This is a genomic window from Sphingobacterium sp. UBA7625 (assembly GCF_002484085.1).
Taxonomy (GTDB): Bacteria; Bacteroidota; Bacteroidia; order Sphingobacteriales; family Sphingobacteriaceae; genus Sphingobacterium; species Sphingobacterium athyrii.
The window spans coordinates 32,273-54,757 of sequence record NZ_DLJD01000026.1 but is presented as its reverse complement, the minus strand read 5'-3'; the positions used below and the strand labels follow the sequence as shown (position 1 = coordinate 54,757).

Below are 22,485 nucleotides of genomic sequence, written 5' to 3'. Positions count from 1 at the left end.
GACTTATGAAATGCACTATTAAAATACTCCTAATTCTGCTGACAACTGTCTCTTTTTTCTCCTGTAAAAAATTCCTGGATGTTCAACCGGAAGACAAAGTCTCAGAATCTCAGTTATACAGTACCAAAAATGGTATCAGATCCGTACTCAATGGAATCTATTTGGATCTCGCAACAAACCAGTTATATGGAGATAATCTCACACTTTCTACCATCGAAATCCTCGGTCAGCGCTATAATATCAGTACTGAACATAACCAATATAAGACGTCAACTTACGCCTACAAAGATAAACCAACCGTCGACCGTATGGAAGATATCTGGTCGACCGCTTATTCGACGATCCTAAATATTAATGTCTTCCTGGAAAATCTCGATAAATACAAAGGCGTTGTCGATCAATCCACAGAAAACATATATAAGGGCGAAGCAATTGCGATGCGCGCATTCCTACATTTCGACCTATTACGCTTATATGGCCCTCGCTACTCAACTGTAGATTCTACAAAACAAAGTTTGCCCTATTATAAAAACACGAAAACCGAGGTAAATCCTTTGTTACCAGCCAATGTGTTTATGGACAATGTAATGGCTGATTTAAACCTTGCTGAAACTTTACTGCAAAACGATCCCATTATCACAACAGGTGAGAACATTGCCCAACCAGAAGACTTAGTCGACTTCCTAAGCAATAACAGAAACTACCGGCTTAATTATTATGCGCTAAAAGGTCTCAAAGCACGGGTTTACCTCTATCGTGGCGACAAAATCAATGCTTTGACCATGGCCAAAGAGGTGATCGCTGAAAGCGACAAGTTTCCTTGGACAACTTCTGCCAATGCTTTGGTTGAAAAGCAAAATCCTGATCGCGTATTTTCGTCAGAAATGCTATTTGGCGTTATGAATTCCCAGCTATACAATCGTTACCTGAATTGGTTCGATCCATCTCTTAGTGACAGGCAAATATTAGCACCTACGCCAAGTCGGCTAGCTACCGTATACGAAAACAATGAAAATGATTACAGATACAATCTAAACTGGCAGATGCCTTCCAATGGCTCCAAGCCTTATAAAACGTTTCTTAAATATGCAGATGTAGTAGACAAGACCAAAACTTTTCGTTTCAGTATTCCTTTGCTCAAGATAAGTGAAATTTATTACATCGCAGCCGAATGTGAACCCATTGCGGCTGATGGAATAACACTACTGAATATCGTACGTGCCAACAGAGGCTTATTGCCATTAGCAGCGACGGCAAACATCTCGACTGAACTTCAAAAAGAGTATCAAAAGGACCTTTTCGGAGAGGGTCAGCTTTTTTATTATTACAAACGAAGGAACGTAACCTCTGTAGCCAATGGCTCTTCGACAAGTGGTAATGTAACGATAAATTATAACGTTCCTCTTCCAGATTCTGAATCAATTTATAGACAATAAAATGCTACACATGAAAAATATATGCTACTTATTATTAGCTTTCGCAGCTATTACTTGTCTCATTTCATGTGAGAAAGAGCTTCACAAGTACGAAGGAAAGCCAACCATTTATTTTAATGAAACGGCCCGGCCCCTCGCCTATTCCTCTGAGGTCCTTAAAGATTCTACCCTGATCTCATTCAGTCTGACTAAAGAGGCAATAGTCGATTCCCTTGTGCATATGGTCATTGCCACAATAGGAAACGCAGCAGATAGCGATCGACCGTATAAAATAGTCCCAAATGCATCATCTACTGCAATTGAGGGCAAACACTACGAAATCATCAACAAGGATTTTTCGATCAAAAAGGATCAACTTCGGGATACCATATGGCTCAGATTTATGAGAACTCCTGACATGAAAGATCAAAATTTCCTGCTCAGCTTTGAGCTTCTTGAAAACGAAAACTTTTCCGTTGATATGCAGTATAAAATTACAAATCAGACTACCGGTCAAAAGTTAAATTTCATCAACTATAGATGGTTTATCAATGATATAATAAAAAAACCGACCCGTTGGCTGGACCTCTATCTCGGAACCTTTTCGCGCACGAAGCTCAACTTGATGGTTGAAGTCCTTAATGTCGACCCGCAATATATGGATACCAATATTTCAATTGCTGAAACATTGGCCTATGGCAAATTTATGCAACGGTATTTGAATGAGCAGAAAGCAGCTGGCAACCTCATTTTAGATGAAGACGGCCAACCGATGAATATGGGAAGCGCCGCGCAATAGCCTACAAACTTAAAATAAAAAAAATGAAAAGAAATATCTCATATTCAATTATTAGCCTCTTGATGGCATGTATATTCTTGGGGGGCTGTAAAAAAGATCTTGGAAATTATAATTATTCTCAAATAAATGAATTGGATACGATTGCAGAACTACCCAACGAAGTCACTGCTCTTGTCGGTAAAGACCTCCAACTGACTCCAAAAATCCAATTCACACAAGACAGCAAATTTGTTGAAGATAATTATCAGTACCAGTGGACTTATATCGGTTCCAACGGCCTCGGAGGCCAGACGATATTCTCATTAAGTGAAGAAAAAGATCTCAATATTAAAATAAATCTTACTGCAGGAAACTATCAAGCCTATTTCTCTATCACAGAAAAACAGACAGGAATAAAATATACACGTCCATTCAAACTCAAAGTCGTCAACGAAATCAATGAAGGTTGGATAATGATGAACGAAGCCAATGGAAAGGCCAGAGTAGATATGCTCGTGTTAAATGCATCCAACACCTTTGATGTCTATAAAGACATTTTAGCTTATACGGGATCGGAGCTTACATTAACAGGCAAACCTGTCATGACCTATACATACGCAACAGGTTTACTACTCGGACCTGACAAGATCAGCTACGGTTTATATTTCGGCACAGATAACGGTACGACAAAAGTGGATCCCAACACCTTTAAATGGACGAATACTATGGGACTCAATTATGAAATACTTGGCGCAATTCCTTCCGGATTTTATGCTGATGTAATCCAGCAAAGAGGCTCTGCAGCATCCTATCTAATAGGTGGCGGAAATGCTTACTTTTACGAGCGCGCATTGAATATATTCTACTCGGCTCCGATCAATTACATCGCAGCTGAGGAAAAAAGTTTTGAGGTAGCCCCTTTTATAGGTGGATGGCATAGAGACATATCCAACCCTATTATATTGTATGATAAAACCAATAGAAGATTTGTGCGCCACGTATCCACTGCCTCAACTTGCACCACGCTTATCGATCCAGGAGAGGATCTCAAGTTATTCAGCTTTAACACAGGCCTGGATATGCTGTATATGCGCTGGATGGCCTACAATGGGGGCGAAATCTTCGCTATCCTAAAAGAACCCAATGCCTCAAAAAAATACCTTGCAAGGTTCAATGCTGTCAGCACCGCACAGACTTACTACAGCGAAATAACAGGTACGGACATCGATAAAGCAGAATTCTTTGCATTTAATCCCGAGTTTGGATACCTATTTTACAGTGCTGGTGGTAAAATTTATGAATACGACATGACCTACAAAACTTCCAAACTAATGGTGGACCTAGGTGATAAAAAAGTCAGCTATCTAAATTTCTATGAATTCAAGAATACCACAAAATATACCAGCGGAAATAAACTCATGGTAGGCCTTTACGCCCCAAACAAAGCCGATGGTACAGAAGGTGCCCTAAACATATATGATGTCCCTGGTTTAAATGCAAATATCGTGTTGGATCAATCCTATACTGGATTTGGTCGAATCAAAAGTTTGACTTATCGCGAACGTTAAACCTTAATCAGAACATCAATATTAAAGGAAAACTAATCATGAAAAAAATCCGGATATTTCTTTTGTTTTTTATACTATCTCCCGCGCTCCTATATGCGCAGGGGGATAGTATAACCATAAAAGGACAACTTCGTCCAGGTATTGGTAATTCCGCCAATGAGATTACCCTATCCTTCACTGACAATAGCAATAAAAAACAGGTTTTTTCCCACACAATTCAATCCGGAAAATTTGAATTCAAGGTGCCAAAACAGCCAACAATAGTAGATGCCATTTTACGTACAGCAGATCAAATGACCGCTACGAATCCAATGCAATCACCACTTAACTTATTCATTGGAGAAGATAATATCAGCATAGAATCCGATAATGAAGAGCTCCAATTTGCTGATGTTAGTGGTGGAGTAGAAAATAATACCTACACGATCTTACGCCAATCCACCGCAACATTTATTAAGCAAAAAAACACCTTTTATACCCCAATCCTAACCAACGAAGTCTCTTCGGAGTCGCCAGAAGGGAAAAGTATACTTCAACAAATCAGCCAGCTCGGTAAAAAAGAAAACCAGCTTCAAAAACAATTTATAAAAAGTCATCCCCATTTGTACAGCAGCTTATTTCTACTCTACAGAATGAGATCCAGCTATACGTCTTCAGATTATAAAAGCGCCTTTGATGAATTGTCCAACGCGTACAAATCATCGAGCATCGGACAAATGCTACAAGCTCGCATCGAAAAGGAATTAGTGACGGCAAAAGGTAAAACGGCGCCCCTTTTCGAACGCCCTACTTCAACGGGAATACATTTTAAGTTGGAAAACATGCGTGGACAAGTTGTTTTATTGGATTTTTGGGGAAGCTGGTGTAGTCCCTGTCGGGCCAGTATGCCGCACCTCCAAGAGCTCTATAGCCGCTACAAAGAAAAGGGATTTGAAATTGTAGGCATTGCCCAAGAACATGGGAAACCCCTGGAAGATTCCAAAAAGACTTGGCACAAGGCAATTCAACAGCTCAACTTACCCTGGATCAATGTGCTCAATAATGAAAATAAAGAGCAGATGGATATTGTAAAAGCGTATCAAATCAGCGGATTTCCAACAAAAATTCTAGTGGACAAAAACGGTAAAATTCTCTTACGTGTCATTGCTTCCGCTACAGACGATATTGACATCGCCCTGAAAGAAATCTACGGGTATTAACAGGCCAAATAACAATTTTCATCTTTTTTCAGCTTACACGTAGGTGCTTGACAAACTTTTTACCACTATACTTCTACAGGGTAACCAAAGAGAACAATGAAAAAAACAAATATGTTATGCTTTAGCTAAAAGGCACCGATAGACCACCTTCTTTTTCCCTCTTTGAGGAACTATTAAAAATGACAACCAATTTTATGTGGTATACACAAACTAAAAAATTAATTTTAACTGGATTATGTACCCTAGTGGTATTCAGTAGTTACGCCCAATCCAGTGCTACTTTCGCTCAAAAACTTTTTCAAGCATTCCAGCAAAAAGACACTACTGTTCTAGCCAGTGAGTTGGCATCCAACTTTTCTATCGCTGGACACACCGACGCTGGGGCTAAATTCCGTCTTGACCAAATTGTCAAAAATTACCAAATTTCAAAAATTGACATCAAAGCAGATTGGAAAGTAAAAAAAGGTCGCATCATGCATTTAGCTATCCTAGATAAAGCGAACAAATCGATCAATGCCGAAGCATTATTCAATACAACGGACAAATTGGTCCACCTCTCGCTATTCGATCAGCTCTATGGCATGCGACGGATGGAAAAAGCAGCGCTACGTGCTGTCATTCCCTTCGAAAACCACAATGGTTCAATCTACCTGCAAGTAAAGATAAATGGATATGACAAACCACTACGTCTACTTTTCGACACAGGAGCGGATGGCATGGCCGTCAGCCAGCAGCTCGCTGATCGTATCGGTTTAAAAATAACAAAAGAAAAAAATGCCTCTGTGGTAGGCGGGCATGCTAAAATCAAAATTTCTGAAAACAACACATTTGGTTTAGATACCCTCCACATTGATAAACAAAGTATTGCCATTTTTCCTGAAATGGGCCGCGATGGCGATGGCATCATTGGCAATACCTTAATTCGACGATACATCACCCATATCGACTACGATAAAAATCTCCTGTCTCTCTATGAATTCGGTGGATTCGAATACAGCGGAAAAGGTACTCTTGCGCCGATCACTATGCCTGCGGGAGTCATGGTTCTCCACGGACAGCTCGATATCACGCAAGGAAAAAGTTATGCAGGTCGTTTTGTTTTCGACACAGGAGCATCCTATGACCTCATTTGTTTCAGACCCTTTGTCCGCCAAAACAAATTACTCATCAGCGGTTTCAAACCCGAAGCCCAGGCCGCGACAGTCAGCATGGGCATTTCCTCACCTACATTTCTAGGTAAAAGTCACCAGTTTGCGATTTCACAGCTTCCCCCCATGACCGGTCTTCCAGTAACATTGATGGGGGGTTCTGCAGATAACGAACAATGGCAGCCCGGCGTCGACGGGTCTATTGGCATCCGCCTATTGAGTAGATACAATATGACCATCAACCTCGCAGAAAGCGAAGTTTTTTTTGCACCAAATAAACTACATGCACTACCCCAGGACTTTCTGATTCGAAACCATCAATTTGGCTGGGACAATACCGGTCAACTAAAAGCCCTTGGGATAGTTGGTATTCCTTCAGATGGAAGCTCCTTGAAAAATGGCGATCTCATCCAACGCATAGACAGCTATTCTGTCGATGAACTCGAGAAAAACCCCAAATTGATCGACCAAATTCGCCTAAAAGCAAAAGTTAATGAGATCACAATCATACTGAAGGACAATACCCAAATAACACTATAAGACTACCAATACGAAAACGCTAAAAACAACAAAATGAAAAAACTCTTTCTTTATTTGGCAATCCTTAGCATGGGCATTTTTTATCGCCAGGCATTAAGTGCTCAGGAAAAAGCCTATCAGGGTACATATTCCGAATGCCAGGCCCAAGCGAAAAAAGACAATAAGTTGATCCTTATCGACCTCTACTTTGTTGGCTGCCTCCCTTGTGCCCAAATGGACAAAGAAGTATTTCCAAATACCAATGTCATCAACGAGCTCAATAAAAATTATATTCTTTACAAAACTGATGTCATGAAGGAAATGGATGGCAAAAAATTGGCGCGTAAATATGGTGCGCCCGGCTTCCCGACCTTTGTCATCGTGAACCCCGATGGACAAACCATTTTGACAGAATCCGGCTTCTTTTCAGTGGATAGGTTGATTGCTCTCTTACAGGAAGCTAAGCAACGAGATAAAGCGCAACAGTATTTAGCATTTAACAAGACACTAGACAATCCCTACCCCGCTGCGTATAGCGAACGGTTTATCAAAACTGGAGAAAAACACGATTTCGCTGAATTAGAAAGCTATCTAGATCAACAAGAAAACCTTTTTAAAGAAACCGCTATCTTAGCCAACTCCGTTACAGGATTTAACAAGTACAATAATTGGGCTTACAACAACCTTCCACAACTGATCCATATGTACGGGGGAAATCTGCTGCGAAACAAAATTACAAACATAGCAAAAGCGAAGAGCAAAGAGTTCGGCAACAAACAACAGCTGGATAGTCTCCACAATATGTTCAAATACATTCGCCCAACCTTTACGGATAGACTATGGGATGTGTTCCTACCAACCTTTATTACAAACTATTACACTGGCTCCAAAGATGCCCGAAGTTATTTAGCACTAATCGACCAATATAAAGTATATCCAAACTGGGATGAAAGAAGCAATGCTTTAGGGCCAGTTATTATAGACCAATCAAATAACCCGACGATTTTACAAACTATCCGAGTACAATACCTAGGACAACAACAGCCTTTAGATATAGTTGACAACTATCGCCTTGCTCTCTTACATTATTACCTAAAAGATTATGATAAAGCAGCTGAAGCCATAGCTATTGTATTAAACACCTCGAATTCACCCTATTTCTCACCCAATAAAAATGAGTTTCTCACACTTCAAAAAGCAATTGAGAAGAAAGATAACACCGTATTTAAAGCAAAAGACATCAAAAAAATTATTCCAATTAAACTAATTTAAACGAACTGTACTATGATCAGAAAAACACTTTTATTAGTTACCGCGCTTGTTACCGCATTCGTCACAGTCGCACAACAGCCCAGCAACATCACCGGAACCGTTGTTCCGGGAAAAATAAAACGTATCGGACTTTTTAAAGTCCTTAATGGCCGATTGAAAGAAATCGCTACCGCTGTACCAGACGCACAAGGCCGATTCGGATTTCGATTCACTCCAGAATATGAGGGTCTATATTCTTTAGGAAGTGGAAATCCACAAAGCCAACAGGGATTATTTCGTTTCTATTTCAAAGGTAACGAAGAATTAAACCTCAAATTAGACCAAGGCGCCTACGAGTTGACAGGAAAAAATAGTCCGGAAAATCAAGAATTATACAATTGGGATCAACAGGCCAAGCCTTTTCATGATAAAGGGCTGACACCAGGTGGCATGAGCACCTATGTGGACTTTTTCCCTGAGGTAGAGGAATTCAAAGGAAAATTGGACGGTATTAAAAATACAGCTAAAACAGGAAATAAAAACTTTGACAAGCTCTTCGCGGAAATCGTTGACTTTGATTTTGCCTATTATGCGACATCCTACTTACAAATGCCACGGACAGCTCACCCAAGCAAGGAAGAAATGAGTGATTATTATACGACATTCATTGCCGATAAATATTTGACACCTACATTATTGAAACTGCCATATGGTGACCGGTTCTTAACAAATTTAGTTTATCGAAAAGTTGATCTTGCTAGTAAGCCCAGTATGGATAAACTAATTTCTACCATCGGACCCGATGTGCTTAAAGGACAATATATTTTACAACGTTTAGAGACAGTTCGCTCGTACAGCGACTTTCAGGAGATGAATAATACCTATAGCAACTATTTCACCTTACCCGAACAGATTGAACGAGCAAAGGCCGTTGAGCTAAAACTGGTAGAAACAAAAATAGGTGTGCCAGCTTTCCAATTTAGCTATCCCGATCTTAGTGGCAAGAAAACAAGTCTCACCGATCTTAAAGGTAAGGTAGTATTGGTCGATATGTGGGCTACATGGTGTGGACCTTGTCGTGCGGAAGAACCACATTGGGAAAAACTTAACGAGGAGTTTAAAGGAAAACCGATCGCATTTGTTGGTGTTTCTGTCGACCAGGACAAACCAAAATGGGAAACTTATGTTAAAGAGAAAAATATGAAAGGAATTCAATTACACGCGGGACCGGGAAATGAGTTGACAAACGCATATAAAGTAAATGGTATACCACGTTATATTCTGATCGATAAGGCTGGAAACCTAATCTCCGCAGATAGTCCGAGACCTAGTGACCCAAAATTGAAAACATTACTTGAAGAATGGATTAAAAAATAAGGATCACAATAAGTTAGGGTAACAATATGAATGCCCTAACTTATTTTTATTTATTCATTTTTTAAATACTTTTGTATGGTAACTACCCGAAAATGGAAAACAATATTGCATATTGGCTACAGCAAATCGCTGCCGGCGATCGTACGGCATTTGATGCACTGTACAACCACTTCTGGAAAAAAGTCTACCAACAGGTCTACCAAAGAATAAAAAATACCGAAGCTACAGAAGACATCCTACATGATCTCTTTTTGAGCATATGGAAAAACCGCAGCAGATTACAAGAAATCAATAATATTGAATCTTACTTGAAAACAGGAGCACGTTACTTAACGTTCACCTATTTTAATAAAAACAGTACGCAACATACCATTGAGATCGGTAAGGTTGACATTGTATTGGACGATGCTCCCATCGAAGATCGCTTGCATTACCGCTATCTACTCGACCTAATCCAAGAAGAAATCGAAAATCTGCCCGAACGCTGTAAAGTGATCTTCAAGGAAAGTCGCATCAACAACAAATCCATCAACCAAATCGCCCTTGAATACGGGCTATCCAAGAGCACCGTTGAAAACCAAATCAACAAAGCCCTTAAACGCTTGCGCCTCATAACCAAAGACTTTCATCTTTTTATTTCATTTCTTTAATTTTTTCTCATTTTTCCGTAGGTGCTTTTTATTCTTTCGGTGACTATATCTATACAAGGCTAACCAAAAGAAATAATGAACATACCTAATTCATTCGCCACATTAATACGGAAATACCTACTCGGTTTCGAGACAAGGGAAGAATACCATACCTTAAAGGACTCCTTTGACGAACAATCTTCGTTACAGTTTCCCACCGAGGATATTATCCAAGGTGGACAAAAACGGGTCCGCGAGCGCCTTTTTGGGCATCCTGCATTTATCGAGGTAATTCCTTTCCACAAAAAGTACCGCCTCCAATTACAGGTAGCTGCCAGTATCTTTATAATTGTAAGCGCGAGCTTAAGCTATATTTACTACAGAAACAACCTTGTCTTCAATCCAGTTCCTCTTACTCAATTGGCAGCCATACAACCTGCCAAAGAAAAGGTAAAACTATCTTTTGAGGATGGTAAAGTCATCATATTGGATAAAACAGGGAAATCCGTACCGGCCATAGACGGCATACAGGAAATCAAAAACGGGGAACTTGTTTATAATAATCAGGCAGATAAGATTGTCCAGAATACCTTATCGACACCTAGAGGACAGCTCTTCAAAATAGCACTGCCTGATGGTACCAAAGTGTGGATGAACGCTAATAGTTCATTAACATATCCTTCTAAATTTACCGGAACCGAACGCTTGGTCGAACTGCATGGTGAGGCCTATTTTGAAGTAACCAAAAATCCTGCACAACCTTTTATCGTCAAAACATCGAACCAAGACATTAAAGTCCTTGGAACACACTTCAACGTACAAGCCTACGACAATGAGCCATTGACCAAAACAACCCTAGTCGAGGGGAAAGTCGAAGTGCAACAGCGGAATCAAAAACTTGTCCTCTCACCCAATCAACAGGCGCTATCCAATGCCTCCTCGATCAGCAAAAAGTCTGTAGATGCCACAGAATACGCTGCATGGCGCGAAGGTTACTTTACCTTTAATAACGCCAGCCCCAACGAAATAATGCGCCAACTGGCGCGTTGGTATGATCTACGCGTTGAACTGGACAATTCAAATTTCAGTGAAAAGTTCAGTGGTAAGATCCTGAAACAAACAAACCTAAAAGAGGTGCTTGAAGTCCTGAGGACCGCCGGTATATCAATTAGAATAGAAAAGAATAACAACAACGTACGAATGATCCGTTTAGCAAACTAACTAAATACGAATTAACACCTACCTTTCATGAAAGAATTTAACAAAACAAGACCTCGGGTGCCTTGGGCACCTACCCTGGGCACAGCCCAAATTTTCTCTGCCGCCTATTGGAGCAAGCGGCAGACAAGTGACCACGACAGTGTTAAATACAAGTCAATTCGCGGAAAAAAAATGAATTTGCACTTGTTACCAACGTTATTAACAGCGGGGCTTTTACATGTATACGGCTTATTAAACGCCCAACAGATTTCCATTAACACTCAAAACACCAGTATCAGGCAAGTCTTTCAGCAATTGGAAAAGCAATCGGGATACAGCTTCTTCTACAAGGATATCGATATGGAGAAGATACGGACCAACCAAATTGTACTCAAAAACACAAGTCTTAAAGAAGCTTTAAAAGCTATCCTTGAGCCAAATGGACTAGACTATGAAATCGTCAATAAAACCATTGTTATCAAATCTATTCCAAAAGCTTCCCGGAATAACAAGGCAAAAAATAGCAATAATCAAAATGCCATCACAGGCACAATAATAGACGAAACGGGCACTCCAATAGTGGGAGCCACACTTCGCTTGAAGAATGAGCCACGGAAAGCCGTACAATCCATGGCTAATGGCAATTTTTCACTTCCACTATCGGCGGACGGACAAAAGGTAATAGTTTCTATGCTTGGTTTTGAAAACAGTGAATTCACTGCCAAAAAATCAACTGAACATCTGACCCTCAAACTTAAACGTGTCGAGCACGTTGTCGACGAAGTAATTGTCACAGGTATGATGGAACGCAAAAAGGAAAGCTTCACCGGGGCAACATCAAGCTTCACGGGCGAAGAACTCAAAATGGTCAACAATCAAAATATCGTTGCTAGCTTACGTGCACTAGATCCCTCATTTATCCAAATTGAAAACAACAGTGTAGGATCCAATCCGAATGCGCTTCCTACTATCGAACTGCGTGGGCAAACCAGTATTGCCACATCCTCATTGCGCGATGAATTTTCGTCCGACCCCAATCAGCCCTTGTTTATCCTCGATGGCTTTGAATCCGATCTCAGAACCATTATGAGCCTCGACATGAATATTATCAAGTCGGCCACCATCCTAAAGGATGCGGCGTCGACCGCGATATATGGCTCCAGGGCCTCCAATGGTGTCGTCGTCATCGAAACCATTAAGCCTGTTGCCGGAAAAGTACGGTTAAGTTATACCTCAGATCTAAATCTTGAGTTCCCCGATTTAAGCAGCTACAACATGATGAACGCCGCAGAAAAACTGGAGTTTGAACGTCTTTCAGGAAGATATACGGCAACCAGCAATACCTTTGAACAGCAGATTGTCTTGGACAAGATTTATAATGATCGGTTACAGAACGTTTTGCGAGGGGTAGACACCTACTGGTTGGACAAGCCTATTCAGACAGCCTATTCACAACGTCATTCGCTAAGCGCCAGAGGAGGTGAGGGGGCTGTAGTCTTTGACCTTGGCGGCAACTATCGAACAACAAAAGGAGCCTTGATCGGCTCTGGAAGAGAAGATTGGGGTGCCAATATTAATTTAAATTATCGGACCGGGAAACTCAATATTGCCAATAGAGCTTTTGCCTCGGGATACACAGGCAATGAATCGCCTTATGGCAGCTTCTCCTCTTGGGTAAACACGAATCCTTATTATGAATTGAAATCAATCGATGAAAAATATCTGGCCCGTACAGAATCCATCAATTCTGGATACTTCATATCGATAGCCAATCCTCTTTATAATGCGTCATTATCCAGCTATAACCGAACTAAAAATTACACGATTAGCAACAACCTACAGCTAACTTATACCTTTAATCCCGCATTCCGTATAACTGCCGGAGCACAGATCAGCAAAAGTACAACCAATTCAAATGCTTTCGTCTCCCCGCTTGATACCGAATTTGATGAAGTGACCAATGACCTTAAGGGCAGGTTAACTTATCGTGGAGCGGAATCGTTCAGTTATACCGCCAATGTCATGCTGACCTATGCAAAAGTTTTTCAAAAAGTGCATAGCCTGACAGCGAACTTACGGGGTGAGATCAACGAAAACAATAGCCGGTCCAATGGCTATATAGCTGTCGGCTTCCCTTCGGCCAGTAATGGAAATCCCTCCTTTGCTTTTGGCTACCAGACAGGCTCAAAGCCTAGTGTGGCGACCCGAATCGCGCGCCGCAACTCTATTGTAGCCTCCGTCAACTATTCCTATGACCAGCGCTATAATGCCGATTTTAACTATAATTTAGACGGTTCTACCAGTTTTGGATCCAACAACTTGTATTCGCCCTACTACTCCATCGGTTTCAGCTGGAACGCCCACAAAGAGCAGTTCCTTCAAAACACCCCTTGGATCAATAGCCTGCGGCTCCGTGGGAATATAGGCATCACCGGTAATCAAAGCTTCGGCAACGTCAGCCAGTCCATATTTGACTATGATCGTAATGTCAATCGTTTTGGTCAAGGCATTTACCTATCCGCTTTGGGCGCACCGGACCTCGAATGGCAACGCACGCGGCAGACAAGCATTGGGCTTGACGGTACATTTTTCAAAAACAAACTAAATGTGCAAGTTAATGCTTTTGACAAATATACTGACCCCTTAGTAGTCGCCGTCACATTACCTGCCTCTACAGGACTCTCCAACTACCCTTTTAATGCAGGTACATTGGACGTCAAAGGAATAGAAACAATCATCAACTATTCGCCCATATACCGGCCAAAAGATCAATTTGTTTTAACCTTTGGCCTTACAGGAGCCATAACAAAACAACGGTATGATAACTTCAACGATAAGCTCAACTCCCTCAATGAAGAAATGCAAACCAGCCAGTCTCTTGTTCGTTTTAAAGACGGTTATAGCCCCCGCGACTTATGGGCTGTACGTTCTCTGGGCATAGATCCAGCAACTGGTCAAGAAGTCTTCTTATCGAAGGATGGCCAGCAAACATTTAATTATAATACCAATGATATTGTCGTTGTCGGAAGCTCACAGCCTTTAGCAGAAGGAACCCTGCGTGGTACCCTGGGCTATAAAGGATTTACAGCAAGCGTCATTATCCGCTATAAGCTGAAAAGTGACTATCTCAACTCCGCACTGTATAATAAAGTAGAGAATATATCAATCAACAATGTCGAAAACAATCAGGATAAACGTGCGCTATATGAACGTTGGAAAAATCCAGGTGATATTGCACAATTTAAAGCAATAGCTATCACTGGTACTACCCCTATTTCTTCCCGTTTTGTACAGGACGAAAACACATTTAGCGGGGAGTCCATTAATTTTGGTTACGAATTTAGAGGTAAACGTTGGCTGGACCGGGCCAAACTCTCCAATCTACGACTCTCTGCCTACATGAATGATATATTCTATACCTCGACCGTTAAACGCGAACGTGGTATAGACTACCCCTTCACACGATCGATATCCCTAAGTTTAAACGCAACACTGAAATAATGAAACAGCTAAAAAAAATACTCATTCCATTGTTCGTTTGTGCATGCGCATTAACTGGCTGCAACAAATGGCTAGATGTAAAGCCCGAAGATAAATTTATTGAAGATGAGGTCTTCCAGACCTCTCAAGGATTCATAGACGGACTCAATGGCATATACCTCAAGTTAGGCGCCGACAATCTCTATGGCAGTGAATTGACGCTACAAGTCCCTGATCTCCTGGCACAATATTATTACATGTCTTCAACACATGACGTTGGCCTACAAGCACTCACAAATTTCAATTACGAAGAAGCTGCCCCAAAAGGTCGCATCAGCGCGATTTGGACAAATCTGTATGTCAATATCACCAATATCAATAAGTATTTGGAAAACATAGCGACCTATGGCTCGGTCTTGGATGAACAGTCCAAAGCCATTATGTCAGGCGAAGCACATGCGCTCCGCGCCTATTTATATTTTGACCTTGTGCGCATGTTTGCACCAGCCTATACAGTAGCACCAGAAGCCACAACGATTCCTTATTATGACCATACTGGTTATGAATCTGCCCCATATTCCACAACAAAGGAAGTCATCGACCATATTCTGGAGGATCTCGGACTTGCGGAAAAACTATTGCAGACATCAGATCCCGTACTCACGATGACCAAAGTCGATCAGACCACGGGAACCATCGACTATGGCAAAAAGCCATACCTACAGGCACGTAATTATCACCTTAATTACTACGCGATTAAAGGTTTACAAGCCCGTGTACTATTGTATGCTGACCGGAAAGCAGAAGCACTTACAGCCGCAGAAACTGTTATTCAAAATAAAAGCAAGTTCCCCTGGGTACAGAATACAAATATCAGCGACCCCGCTACTGTAAATCGCATTTACTCCACCGAACTGCTCTTTGCTTTTGAGAACCGTAATCTGTACAGCATCTACAACAATCTCTACAATCCTTCACTAGCGGACAATACCATTCTAACGGCTGGAACCAATCCGTCTTTCTTAAATACAATCTTTGACAACTGGCCCAATGATTATCGTTACAACCTCAACTGGCAGGTAGCAGGCGGCAAATCATACAATGTTTTCCTAAAATATCAGGACCTCAGTAACACCAGTGCCCCTAATTATCGTTATACCATAGCAGGGCTTAGACTAAGTGAGGTTTTCCTTATTGCCGCAGAATGCGAAACCGATTCAAACAAATCCCTAGCCTACCTCAACGAGATCCGTACGCACCGCAATTGTCAGGCATTAACGGCATATACAGACACTTCACTAGATATTATGAAAGAATACCGTCGTGAGTTTTATGGGGAAGGCCAGCTCTGGTATTATTACAAACGGACAAATGCATCCTCTGTCCTGAGCGCCACATCCAATGCACAAAAAACAATAACGACCACACAGTATACCTTTCCCTTACCTTTGGTCGAAACTGAACCTAGATAAACCAACATGATGAAAAAACAAGCTTACCTATTTATTGCAATACTAATCTATGCAACAGGTTGTAAAGAAGATACACTCGATCTTTATCAATCCCAGAATAGTATCTATTTTCCTGGGGAAAGAATCTCCAACATCTATCGGCCGATAGACAGCAGCTTCTTTTCCTATGGCTATATTTCTGAACTGATCCAGGATACATTGCTATCGGTTCCCGTGGCAACCACAGGGGCAAAGGCAGCCACCGATCGGAGCTATCATCTGGAAATACTGCCCAGCAGCACACTCGTCGAGGGCCAGGATTTTGAAATCGAAAATAGGACTTTTCAGATTAAGGCACATCAGCTGCGGGATACGGTCCGAATTCGGCTCAGACGATCTAAATCCCTACAAACGGAAAAGCGAATCTTAGACTTGGCCCTGCAAGCCAATGAAAATTTTGCTGTACAGATGGAATCGCAGATTATTGGCACAGGTGAACAGCAACAAGTACGCTATTTTAATCGATTTTCTGTTATTGCAGATGATATCGTTGGCCCTCCCTGGTTTTGGGACCTATCGCGAAATAAGTTTGCCTCCTCTACGATAAATTACCTTGGCGACTATAGCCAAAAGAAATTTCAGCTGTTAATTGGCGTTCTAAATCTCAATATCAACGAGATTACCAAAGAAGTAATGCCCGGCAATAGTTTGCCCGCCTGGGGTTATGGATTTCAGGCCCACCTTAATGATATGACAGCAAAGGGAACGCCCATTTTGGAAGACGACGGCACACCAATGAAAATGGGTAAAAATGTACAATAACGAACCTATGAAAACAGAAAAATGAAAAAGATACGCTATATCCTATCCATCATCACGCTGTTGGTCATGGCCTTTTCAGGCTGTAGAAAAGACCTGGGCAATTACAACTATACAAGCCTAGATACAATCGGTATCAGTGGCATTGAAAAGGCATATACTGGCGCTACCGGAAAAAACCTAAATATTAGTCCTGTATTCAAAACCTCGTTTAGTAAAGCTATTGATAGCACCAACTTTACCTTCGAATGGTTTGCCTACAATTGGCAGGCAACAGTCAATGCCGATAAAAAAATCCCTTTGGCAACGACAAAAGATTTAAATATAAACGTACCCCTGCCAACAGGTTCTTATGTGTTGTATTATCGTCTCGTTGACAAAAGCACAGGCGAACGTTGGCAACATACCTGCAATCTCACCATGACATCCGAACTGGGAAATGGTTGGCTTATTCTTAATGAAATCGATGGGGGAAGCCGGCTTGATATGCTCAATTACAAAGCCGATTCACTTCCATTTGACCGTTATACAGATCTATTAGCGACGACCAGTGATCTCAAATTGGAAGGGAAACCTATTCAAGTATATTACACGCCCAACAAGGACATATTTAGCAACAATGATAATAACCGGGTCTACATCAGCACTCATCTAGCCACCTATAGTGTCAATAACCAAACACGCAACTGGACCGATTACCGCAATCTCAAAACGGAAGTACTTCGTTCTACTGGTGTGGACTACCACGCTAACCTCATGGTAGGAATGGGCAGTAGTTCTACACCACAAACTTACATTGTGGACAGCGAAGGTATTTTAATGTTCGAATACAAACAACAGGCCATTTTATACGGCCCGCCGATTAATAGGCTTAATACGGGAAGCAATATAAATATAGCTCCGTATGTAGCTTGTTATGACGGAAACCGTGATGCATATGCAGTACTTTATGACAAAGATGCACGGCGCTTTATATTGCATATGGGCACAAATCGGGTTACTGTCATACCCACATCGACAGATGCCACCATCGTTAACCCGGCCAATATGGGCCAGGACTTATTGTATCTTGAATGTGCGTTGACCAGTACTAAACAGTTCTATGCTTTACTCAAAAGTCCAACAACACAAAGGCTAATGCTGTATCGCTTTGTACCCTCTAGTTCCAAATTTACACCACTGGGTTATGACGAAGTAGAGAATCTTAATCAGATTGATCAGGCGGATTTTTATGCGATCGATCCCACCTATGGTTACCTGATGTACGCTGTCGGAAGCAAGATTTACCAATACGACCCTTTCAATAAAGTGCATAAACAGCTGCTTGACTTGGGAAACAGAAAAATCAGCCTGATCAAATACCAGCGTTTTATACAGAATAAAAATAATGTCCGCTATAAAAGTTATGCGACCAAACTGATGGTTTGCAGTTACGATGAAACAGCTCCCAATACTTCGGGTAAAATGGAATTCTATCAAATCCCCTTATCTGGCACAGCAACATTATCCACTTCCTATGATGGCTTTGGTAAAATTGCATCGGTCACTTATCGCGAATAGCAACAGTAAAACATACCTTCATTGGGGTTCTGGTTTAGCGCCAAGCTCCAATGAAGATCCAGATTAAGCAAACAGTAACTCCCATGAAAAGCTATAAAAACAAGATATTCGGATTCATTTTTCTTATGATTATTGGGTCAGTAGTCCAGGCCCAATCCCTGCTGCACAAAAATGATCTTGCAAAAATGGAAACATATTTCGAAGCACGCCTTGCGAATGTTGCAACGGAAGATTCACTAGTGCCCTTCTATAATAAAACCAAAGTAAAAACTGCCGAGATCACAACCTTACAACAGGAAATATGGGCCATATGGCATTCCGTGAACAGTCGATGCGAGACACTTCCTCTGCCAACCCAAGCAGCTCGTGGTCTTCAGGACTATAAACTACACCAATGGGAATTGGTCAATGAAAATCCTTTACCCTATTATTACATCCAGAAAGGTTCGATAGGTCAGGCAAAATTACCACTGTTTCTCAACCTCCACGGTTCTGGCCCAAAAGACATGGAACTCAAAGCAACGCTAGCTTGGTCGCTGCGTTACCGCGATGCATCATCACGTTATTTTATTCCACAGATTCCCAACGAACGAAGATATCGGTGGTGGTTGAAGCCTGTTCAGCTAGCTTGGGAAAAGTTGCTTCGTCTAGCCATGCTTGACCCGCAAATTGATCCAAATGCGCTGTATGTCATGGGGATTTCCGAAGGAGGCTACGGAAGCCAGCGATTAGCAGCTTTTTACGCCGATTACTTCGCCGGAGCTGGGCCAATGGCCGGGGGGGAACCCTTAAAAAATGCTCCGCCCGAAAATTTCAAACATTTGGCCTTTTCATTTCAAACAGGTGCCAACGATACTGGATTTGGAAGGAATACACTCACCCTTTCCGCTAAAAACGCGCTCGACAGCTTGGAACATCTATTTCCAGGAGATTTTGTACACAATATTGTCCTGCAAGAAGGGAGAGGACATGGGATAGATTATACACGCACATCACCATGGTTAGTTCAATATAAACGTAAACCAAATCCGCGACACGTCAACTGGATCTGGTTTCCGATGGATGGAAGATATCGAAAAGGCTTTTACAATATTGCTATCGAACAATCTCCGGTATCCCTCAAAGACAATCCCCAATACGACCGTGTCAGATTTGATATTGATATGGATAAAGCGACAAATACCATTACATTAAAAACTAAATTGTTAAACCCAGATATGACTGCGCAGCAAGCATTGAAAAAAGGAAAAATCTCAATTTTTGTCAATAATGAACTTATCAACCTATCCAAGAAAGTCACAATTATATATAATGACAAAAATATGGGGCAGCAAAAGATTGTACCTACCGTTTCTGCTTTGGTAGAAAGTGTCGCATTGTTTGCAGACCCCAATCGCATCTACCCCGCGAAAGTACAGCTTGCTTTATAAGCGAGTGTAAGGAATAGTATATTAAAAAGATCCCAGCTCAAATAAAAGCTGGGATCTTTTTTTGTTCATATAACGAATAGGCCAACCCTATTCGCTGCTTTGCTTATATGGTCATTACCCCAATTGTGGATCAGTCTTCGAGTGACTTCCTGTCTCCACACGACCGGCAAATTGGCGGACAAATTTACTTCCCACAATCTGTAAAGTAACATCATACCAACCGCTAACCTTCTGAGAGTCTACAACCCACTTGGTCGTTTTACCGGCACCCAATACAACATCTTTCCTCCAGGAACTGTAGGCATTATCTTTCACCTGCACATGAAGCACTTTGTCTCCTTTATTGCTCGCTTCTAAGATTAGGTTTCCCGTGGGAATACCTTTTTTCCCGATCTCATAAGTTGCGACCACAGACAAAGATTCCCTATCCCCTTTAAAGCTGCGCATAAACCCATTTGGGCCATATGCCGTTAAATCATAATAACCATCTTTAAAGTCAGCTCGACTCCAATCAAAACTCAATTCTTCACCAGCAATCACCGCAAAAGGCCAGAAGCTGACACCATCTTTATAGCTCGGTCCACTATACACATTAAAAGGACTGCTTAGGGATTTCGTTCCGAATAGCTTATTCCCAGCGGACATCGTCAGTTTTACGCTGTCTTTATCAATCGTTTCACCTGCATATAACTCATAGGCCAGCGCATTGGAATTTTTTTGACCTTTTTCCTGTCTTGCCAATTGTGCAGCCTTTCCCGTATTTTGTAAGGCTTGCATTTCATCAGCAGTCCATACATGGAAGTTATTCGGTAGCGGTTTGGATTTGGCCTGATCAATTGCATAAATCTGTTGATTGCGGTTCAAGAACGGCAATTCTACAGGAACACCACCTTCTGCTTTCCGAAATACCGAAGTCAGATCTCCCGTAATGGCACGGCGCCACGAACTGATGTTTTGTTCTTTCACATCCCTACCAAGCTTCTTATCGAAGAAATACTCCATAAATTGAATGGTCGAAGTGATGTCGCACACCTCCGAATTAACCCAGCCACCTTTGCTCCATGGAGATGCAATGATCAACGGCACCCGATAGCCCAGACCAACCGGTCCCTCTGTAGCGTGTTCCTTCTTCTCACCACTGGTAAGTTCTTGCTCCAAACTCACATATTCACCACTATAATCCAAGCCTACTGAAGTCTTTCCTGACCGTGCATCTGCCGGATTAGGTGCGACAAACGGCGGAATATGATCGAAGTATCCATCATTCTCATCGTAGTTTAGTATAAAGATTGTTTTCTTCCAGACTTCAGGGTTCTCTGTCAGAATATTCAGTATTTCGGATACATACCATGCACCATACATCGGCGCACTTGGATGATCTGAAAAACATTGTGGGGCGACAAGCCAAGATACTGTTGGCAATTTCCCAGACTTGACATCTTTCCGGAATTGATGGAGTACATCCCCTTTTGGAACAGTAATCTCTTCACCTTCATGTAGGACGGAAGCTGTCTCACGATAGAACGCGTCATCCTCATTGGTCTGAAAAGCACGCTTATGCAACGCGATTTGCTCTTTAGGAAGTTGTTGGAATGCCTGTTCGGTGAGTCGTTCCAGTTGTTTCTTATAACTGCTCAGCTGCTCTTGTTTTTGCTTAAGCTTATTTTGGGTTTTCTGTACACTTTCGGTTCCATTATTCGCCAATGCTTTTTCAAGCTCCTGGATCTCAGTAGGTAGTTCAACGACACGCTTACGCATAAATTCCAAGTGGCTTTTTTTGAATTCAATATGGTATTGTGAAAACCACTCTAAGTTATTATCTGTAAAATTACCTAACCATTCTTCTCCATGAAGACCGCTCTCCATACTGACTTCATTCTGATATACCTTCCAAGGAATACCCGCAGCTTCTAGACGTTCAGGAAAAGTTTTCCAATGCGCCCAACGGTTGAAATAAATATCCGAATTACGAATCAACGGTTTTGCTCCTTTATTGGGCACACAAGTGCCTGTCCAGAAAAAATGACGATTGGTTGTCGTACCTGTAATGGACGAACAAAAATGTTGGTCACAGATGGTAAACGCATCGGCTAATGCATAATAGAAGGGTATATCTTCACGGGTATAATAGCCCATGGTTAACGGTATCTCACTCAGCACCTTTCCACTGGGACGCTTTGCTTCAATCCAGTTATCATGTTTACCCTGATTACGTGCCGCCATTTGATTTTCCCAGGAATGGGGAAGATTTCCTGTCCAGGCGGCATTGGAATTCTTGATATCCAATCGAAAGGGTGAATAGGTCTTTCCTGAAGCTGAAGCTTGCAACCATACCGGATTTCCACTAGGCAACTGGATAGCTCTTGGATCATTAAATCCCCGAACTCCTCTCAGTGTACCAAAACTATGGTCAAAGGAGCGATTCTCCTGCATTAACAAAACAATATGCTCGGCATCTAAAAAAGAACTCCCCGCAACTGGTTCAATCGCCAAAGCGCGTTGTATCGCATCCGGTACAGCGCTTTGTAAACCAAAAACCCCAGCCAGCAATGAAGCCTTCTTGATAAAATCTCTTCTACTATCCATAAAATATTTATTATATCTCCTATAAATTCAATGGTCTATCAACGAATATATTCATTCGCCACCGCTTTTTAATGT

At 41.6% G+C, this 22,485-nt stretch carries 15 protein-coding genes; 14 read left to right on the top strand and 1 reads right to left on the bottom strand.

Going from position 1 to position 22,485, the window contains the following annotated elements; genetic code table 11:
* Positions 1–5: 5 nt before the first annotated feature.
* The 14 genes from B4G94_RS10755 to B4G94_RS10690 all read left to right on the top strand — a co-directional run bounded on the left by B4G94_RS10755 (position 6) and on the right by B4G94_RS10690 (position 19,824).
* Positions 6–1,436: a RagB/SusD family nutrient uptake outer membrane protein gene (locus B4G94_RS10755; RefSeq protein ID WP_286858816.1), complete on the top strand. Its 1,431-nt coding sequence runs from the start codon at positions 6–8 to the stop codon at positions 1,434–1,436.
* 10 nt (positions 1,437–1,446) lie between these two features.
* Positions 1,447–2,214, top strand: coding sequence for a DUF4843 domain-containing protein (locus tag B4G94_RS10750; protein ID WP_286858815.1), 768 nt, complete (start codon positions 1,447–1,449; stop codon positions 2,212–2,214).
* A gap of 23 nt (positions 2,215–2,237) precedes the next feature.
* Positions 2,238–3,761, top strand: a complete 1,524-nt coding sequence (locus B4G94_RS10745; RefSeq protein WP_286858813.1) for a PKD-like family lipoprotein — start codon at positions 2,238–2,240, stop codon at positions 3,759–3,761.
* 38 nt (positions 3,762–3,799) lie between these two features.
* Positions 3,800–4,960, top strand: a complete 1,161-nt coding sequence (locus tag B4G94_RS10740; protein WP_286858812.1) for a TlpA disulfide reductase family protein — start codon at positions 3,800–3,802, stop codon at positions 4,958–4,960.
* Positions 4,961–5,154: 194 nt separating this feature from the next.
* Complete coding sequence (locus tag B4G94_RS10735; protein WP_286858811.1) at positions 5,155–6,648, top strand: retropepsin-like aspartic protease; 1,494 nt, start codon at positions 5,155–5,157, stop codon at positions 6,646–6,648.
* 33 nt (positions 6,649–6,681) lie between these two features.
* On the top strand, positions 6,682–7,899 hold the full coding sequence (locus B4G94_RS10730; protein ID WP_286858810.1) for a thioredoxin family protein: 1,218 nt from the start codon (positions 6,682–6,684) through the stop codon (positions 7,897–7,899).
* A 12-nt stretch (positions 7,900–7,911) separates the two neighbouring features.
* A complete protein-coding gene (locus tag B4G94_RS10725; protein ID WP_286858809.1) occupies positions 7,912–9,255 on the top strand; it encodes a TlpA family protein disulfide reductase in 1,344 nt (447 codons plus the stop codon).
* Positions 9,256–9,347: 92 nt separating this feature from the next.
* The gene (locus B4G94_RS10720) at positions 9,348–9,905 is read left to right on the top strand and encodes an RNA polymerase sigma factor (protein WP_286858808.1); all 558 of its coding nucleotides are present in this window, start codon (positions 9,348–9,350) and stop codon (positions 9,903–9,905) included.
* Positions 9,906–9,980: 75 nt separating this feature from the next.
* Positions 9,981–11,105: a FecR family protein gene (locus tag B4G94_RS10715; RefSeq protein ID WP_286858807.1), complete on the top strand. Its 1,125-nt coding sequence runs from the start codon at positions 9,981–9,983 to the stop codon at positions 11,103–11,105.
* A 27-nt stretch (positions 11,106–11,132) separates the two neighbouring features.
* Positions 11,133–14,585, top strand: a complete 3,453-nt coding sequence (locus B4G94_RS10710; RefSeq protein ID WP_286858806.1) for a SusC/RagA family TonB-linked outer membrane protein — start codon at positions 11,133–11,135, stop codon at positions 14,583–14,585.
* Positions 14,585–16,036, top strand: a complete 1,452-nt coding sequence (locus tag B4G94_RS10705) for a RagB/SusD family nutrient uptake outer membrane protein (protein ID WP_286858805.1) — start codon at positions 14,585–14,587, stop codon at positions 16,034–16,036. Before B4G94_RS10710 ends, B4G94_RS10705 begins: the two co-directional genes overlap by 1 nt.
* A gap of 6 nt (positions 16,037–16,042) precedes the next feature.
* Positions 16,043–16,837, top strand: coding sequence for a DUF4843 domain-containing protein (locus B4G94_RS10700; RefSeq protein ID WP_286858804.1), 795 nt, complete (start codon positions 16,043–16,045; stop codon positions 16,835–16,837).
* A gap of 21 nt (positions 16,838–16,858) precedes the next feature.
* Positions 16,859–18,394, top strand: coding sequence for a PKD-like family lipoprotein (locus tag B4G94_RS10695; RefSeq protein ID WP_286858802.1), 1,536 nt, complete (start codon positions 16,859–16,861; stop codon positions 18,392–18,394).
* A gap of 185 nt (positions 18,395–18,579) precedes the next feature.
* The gene (locus B4G94_RS10690; RefSeq protein WP_286858800.1) at positions 18,580–19,824 is read left to right on the top strand and encodes a hypothetical protein; all 1,245 of its coding nucleotides are present in this window, start codon (positions 18,580–18,582) and stop codon (positions 19,822–19,824) included.
* Between the two features lie 114 nt (positions 19,825–19,938).
* Here the strand turns inward: B4G94_RS10690 and B4G94_RS10685 are convergent, their stop codons facing one another.
* Entirely contained in the window at positions 19,939–22,410 is a 2,472-nt protein-coding gene (locus tag B4G94_RS10685; protein ID WP_286858798.1) for a phosphocholine-specific phospholipase C, read from the bottom strand.
* Positions 22,411–22,485: the final 75 nt, after the last annotated feature.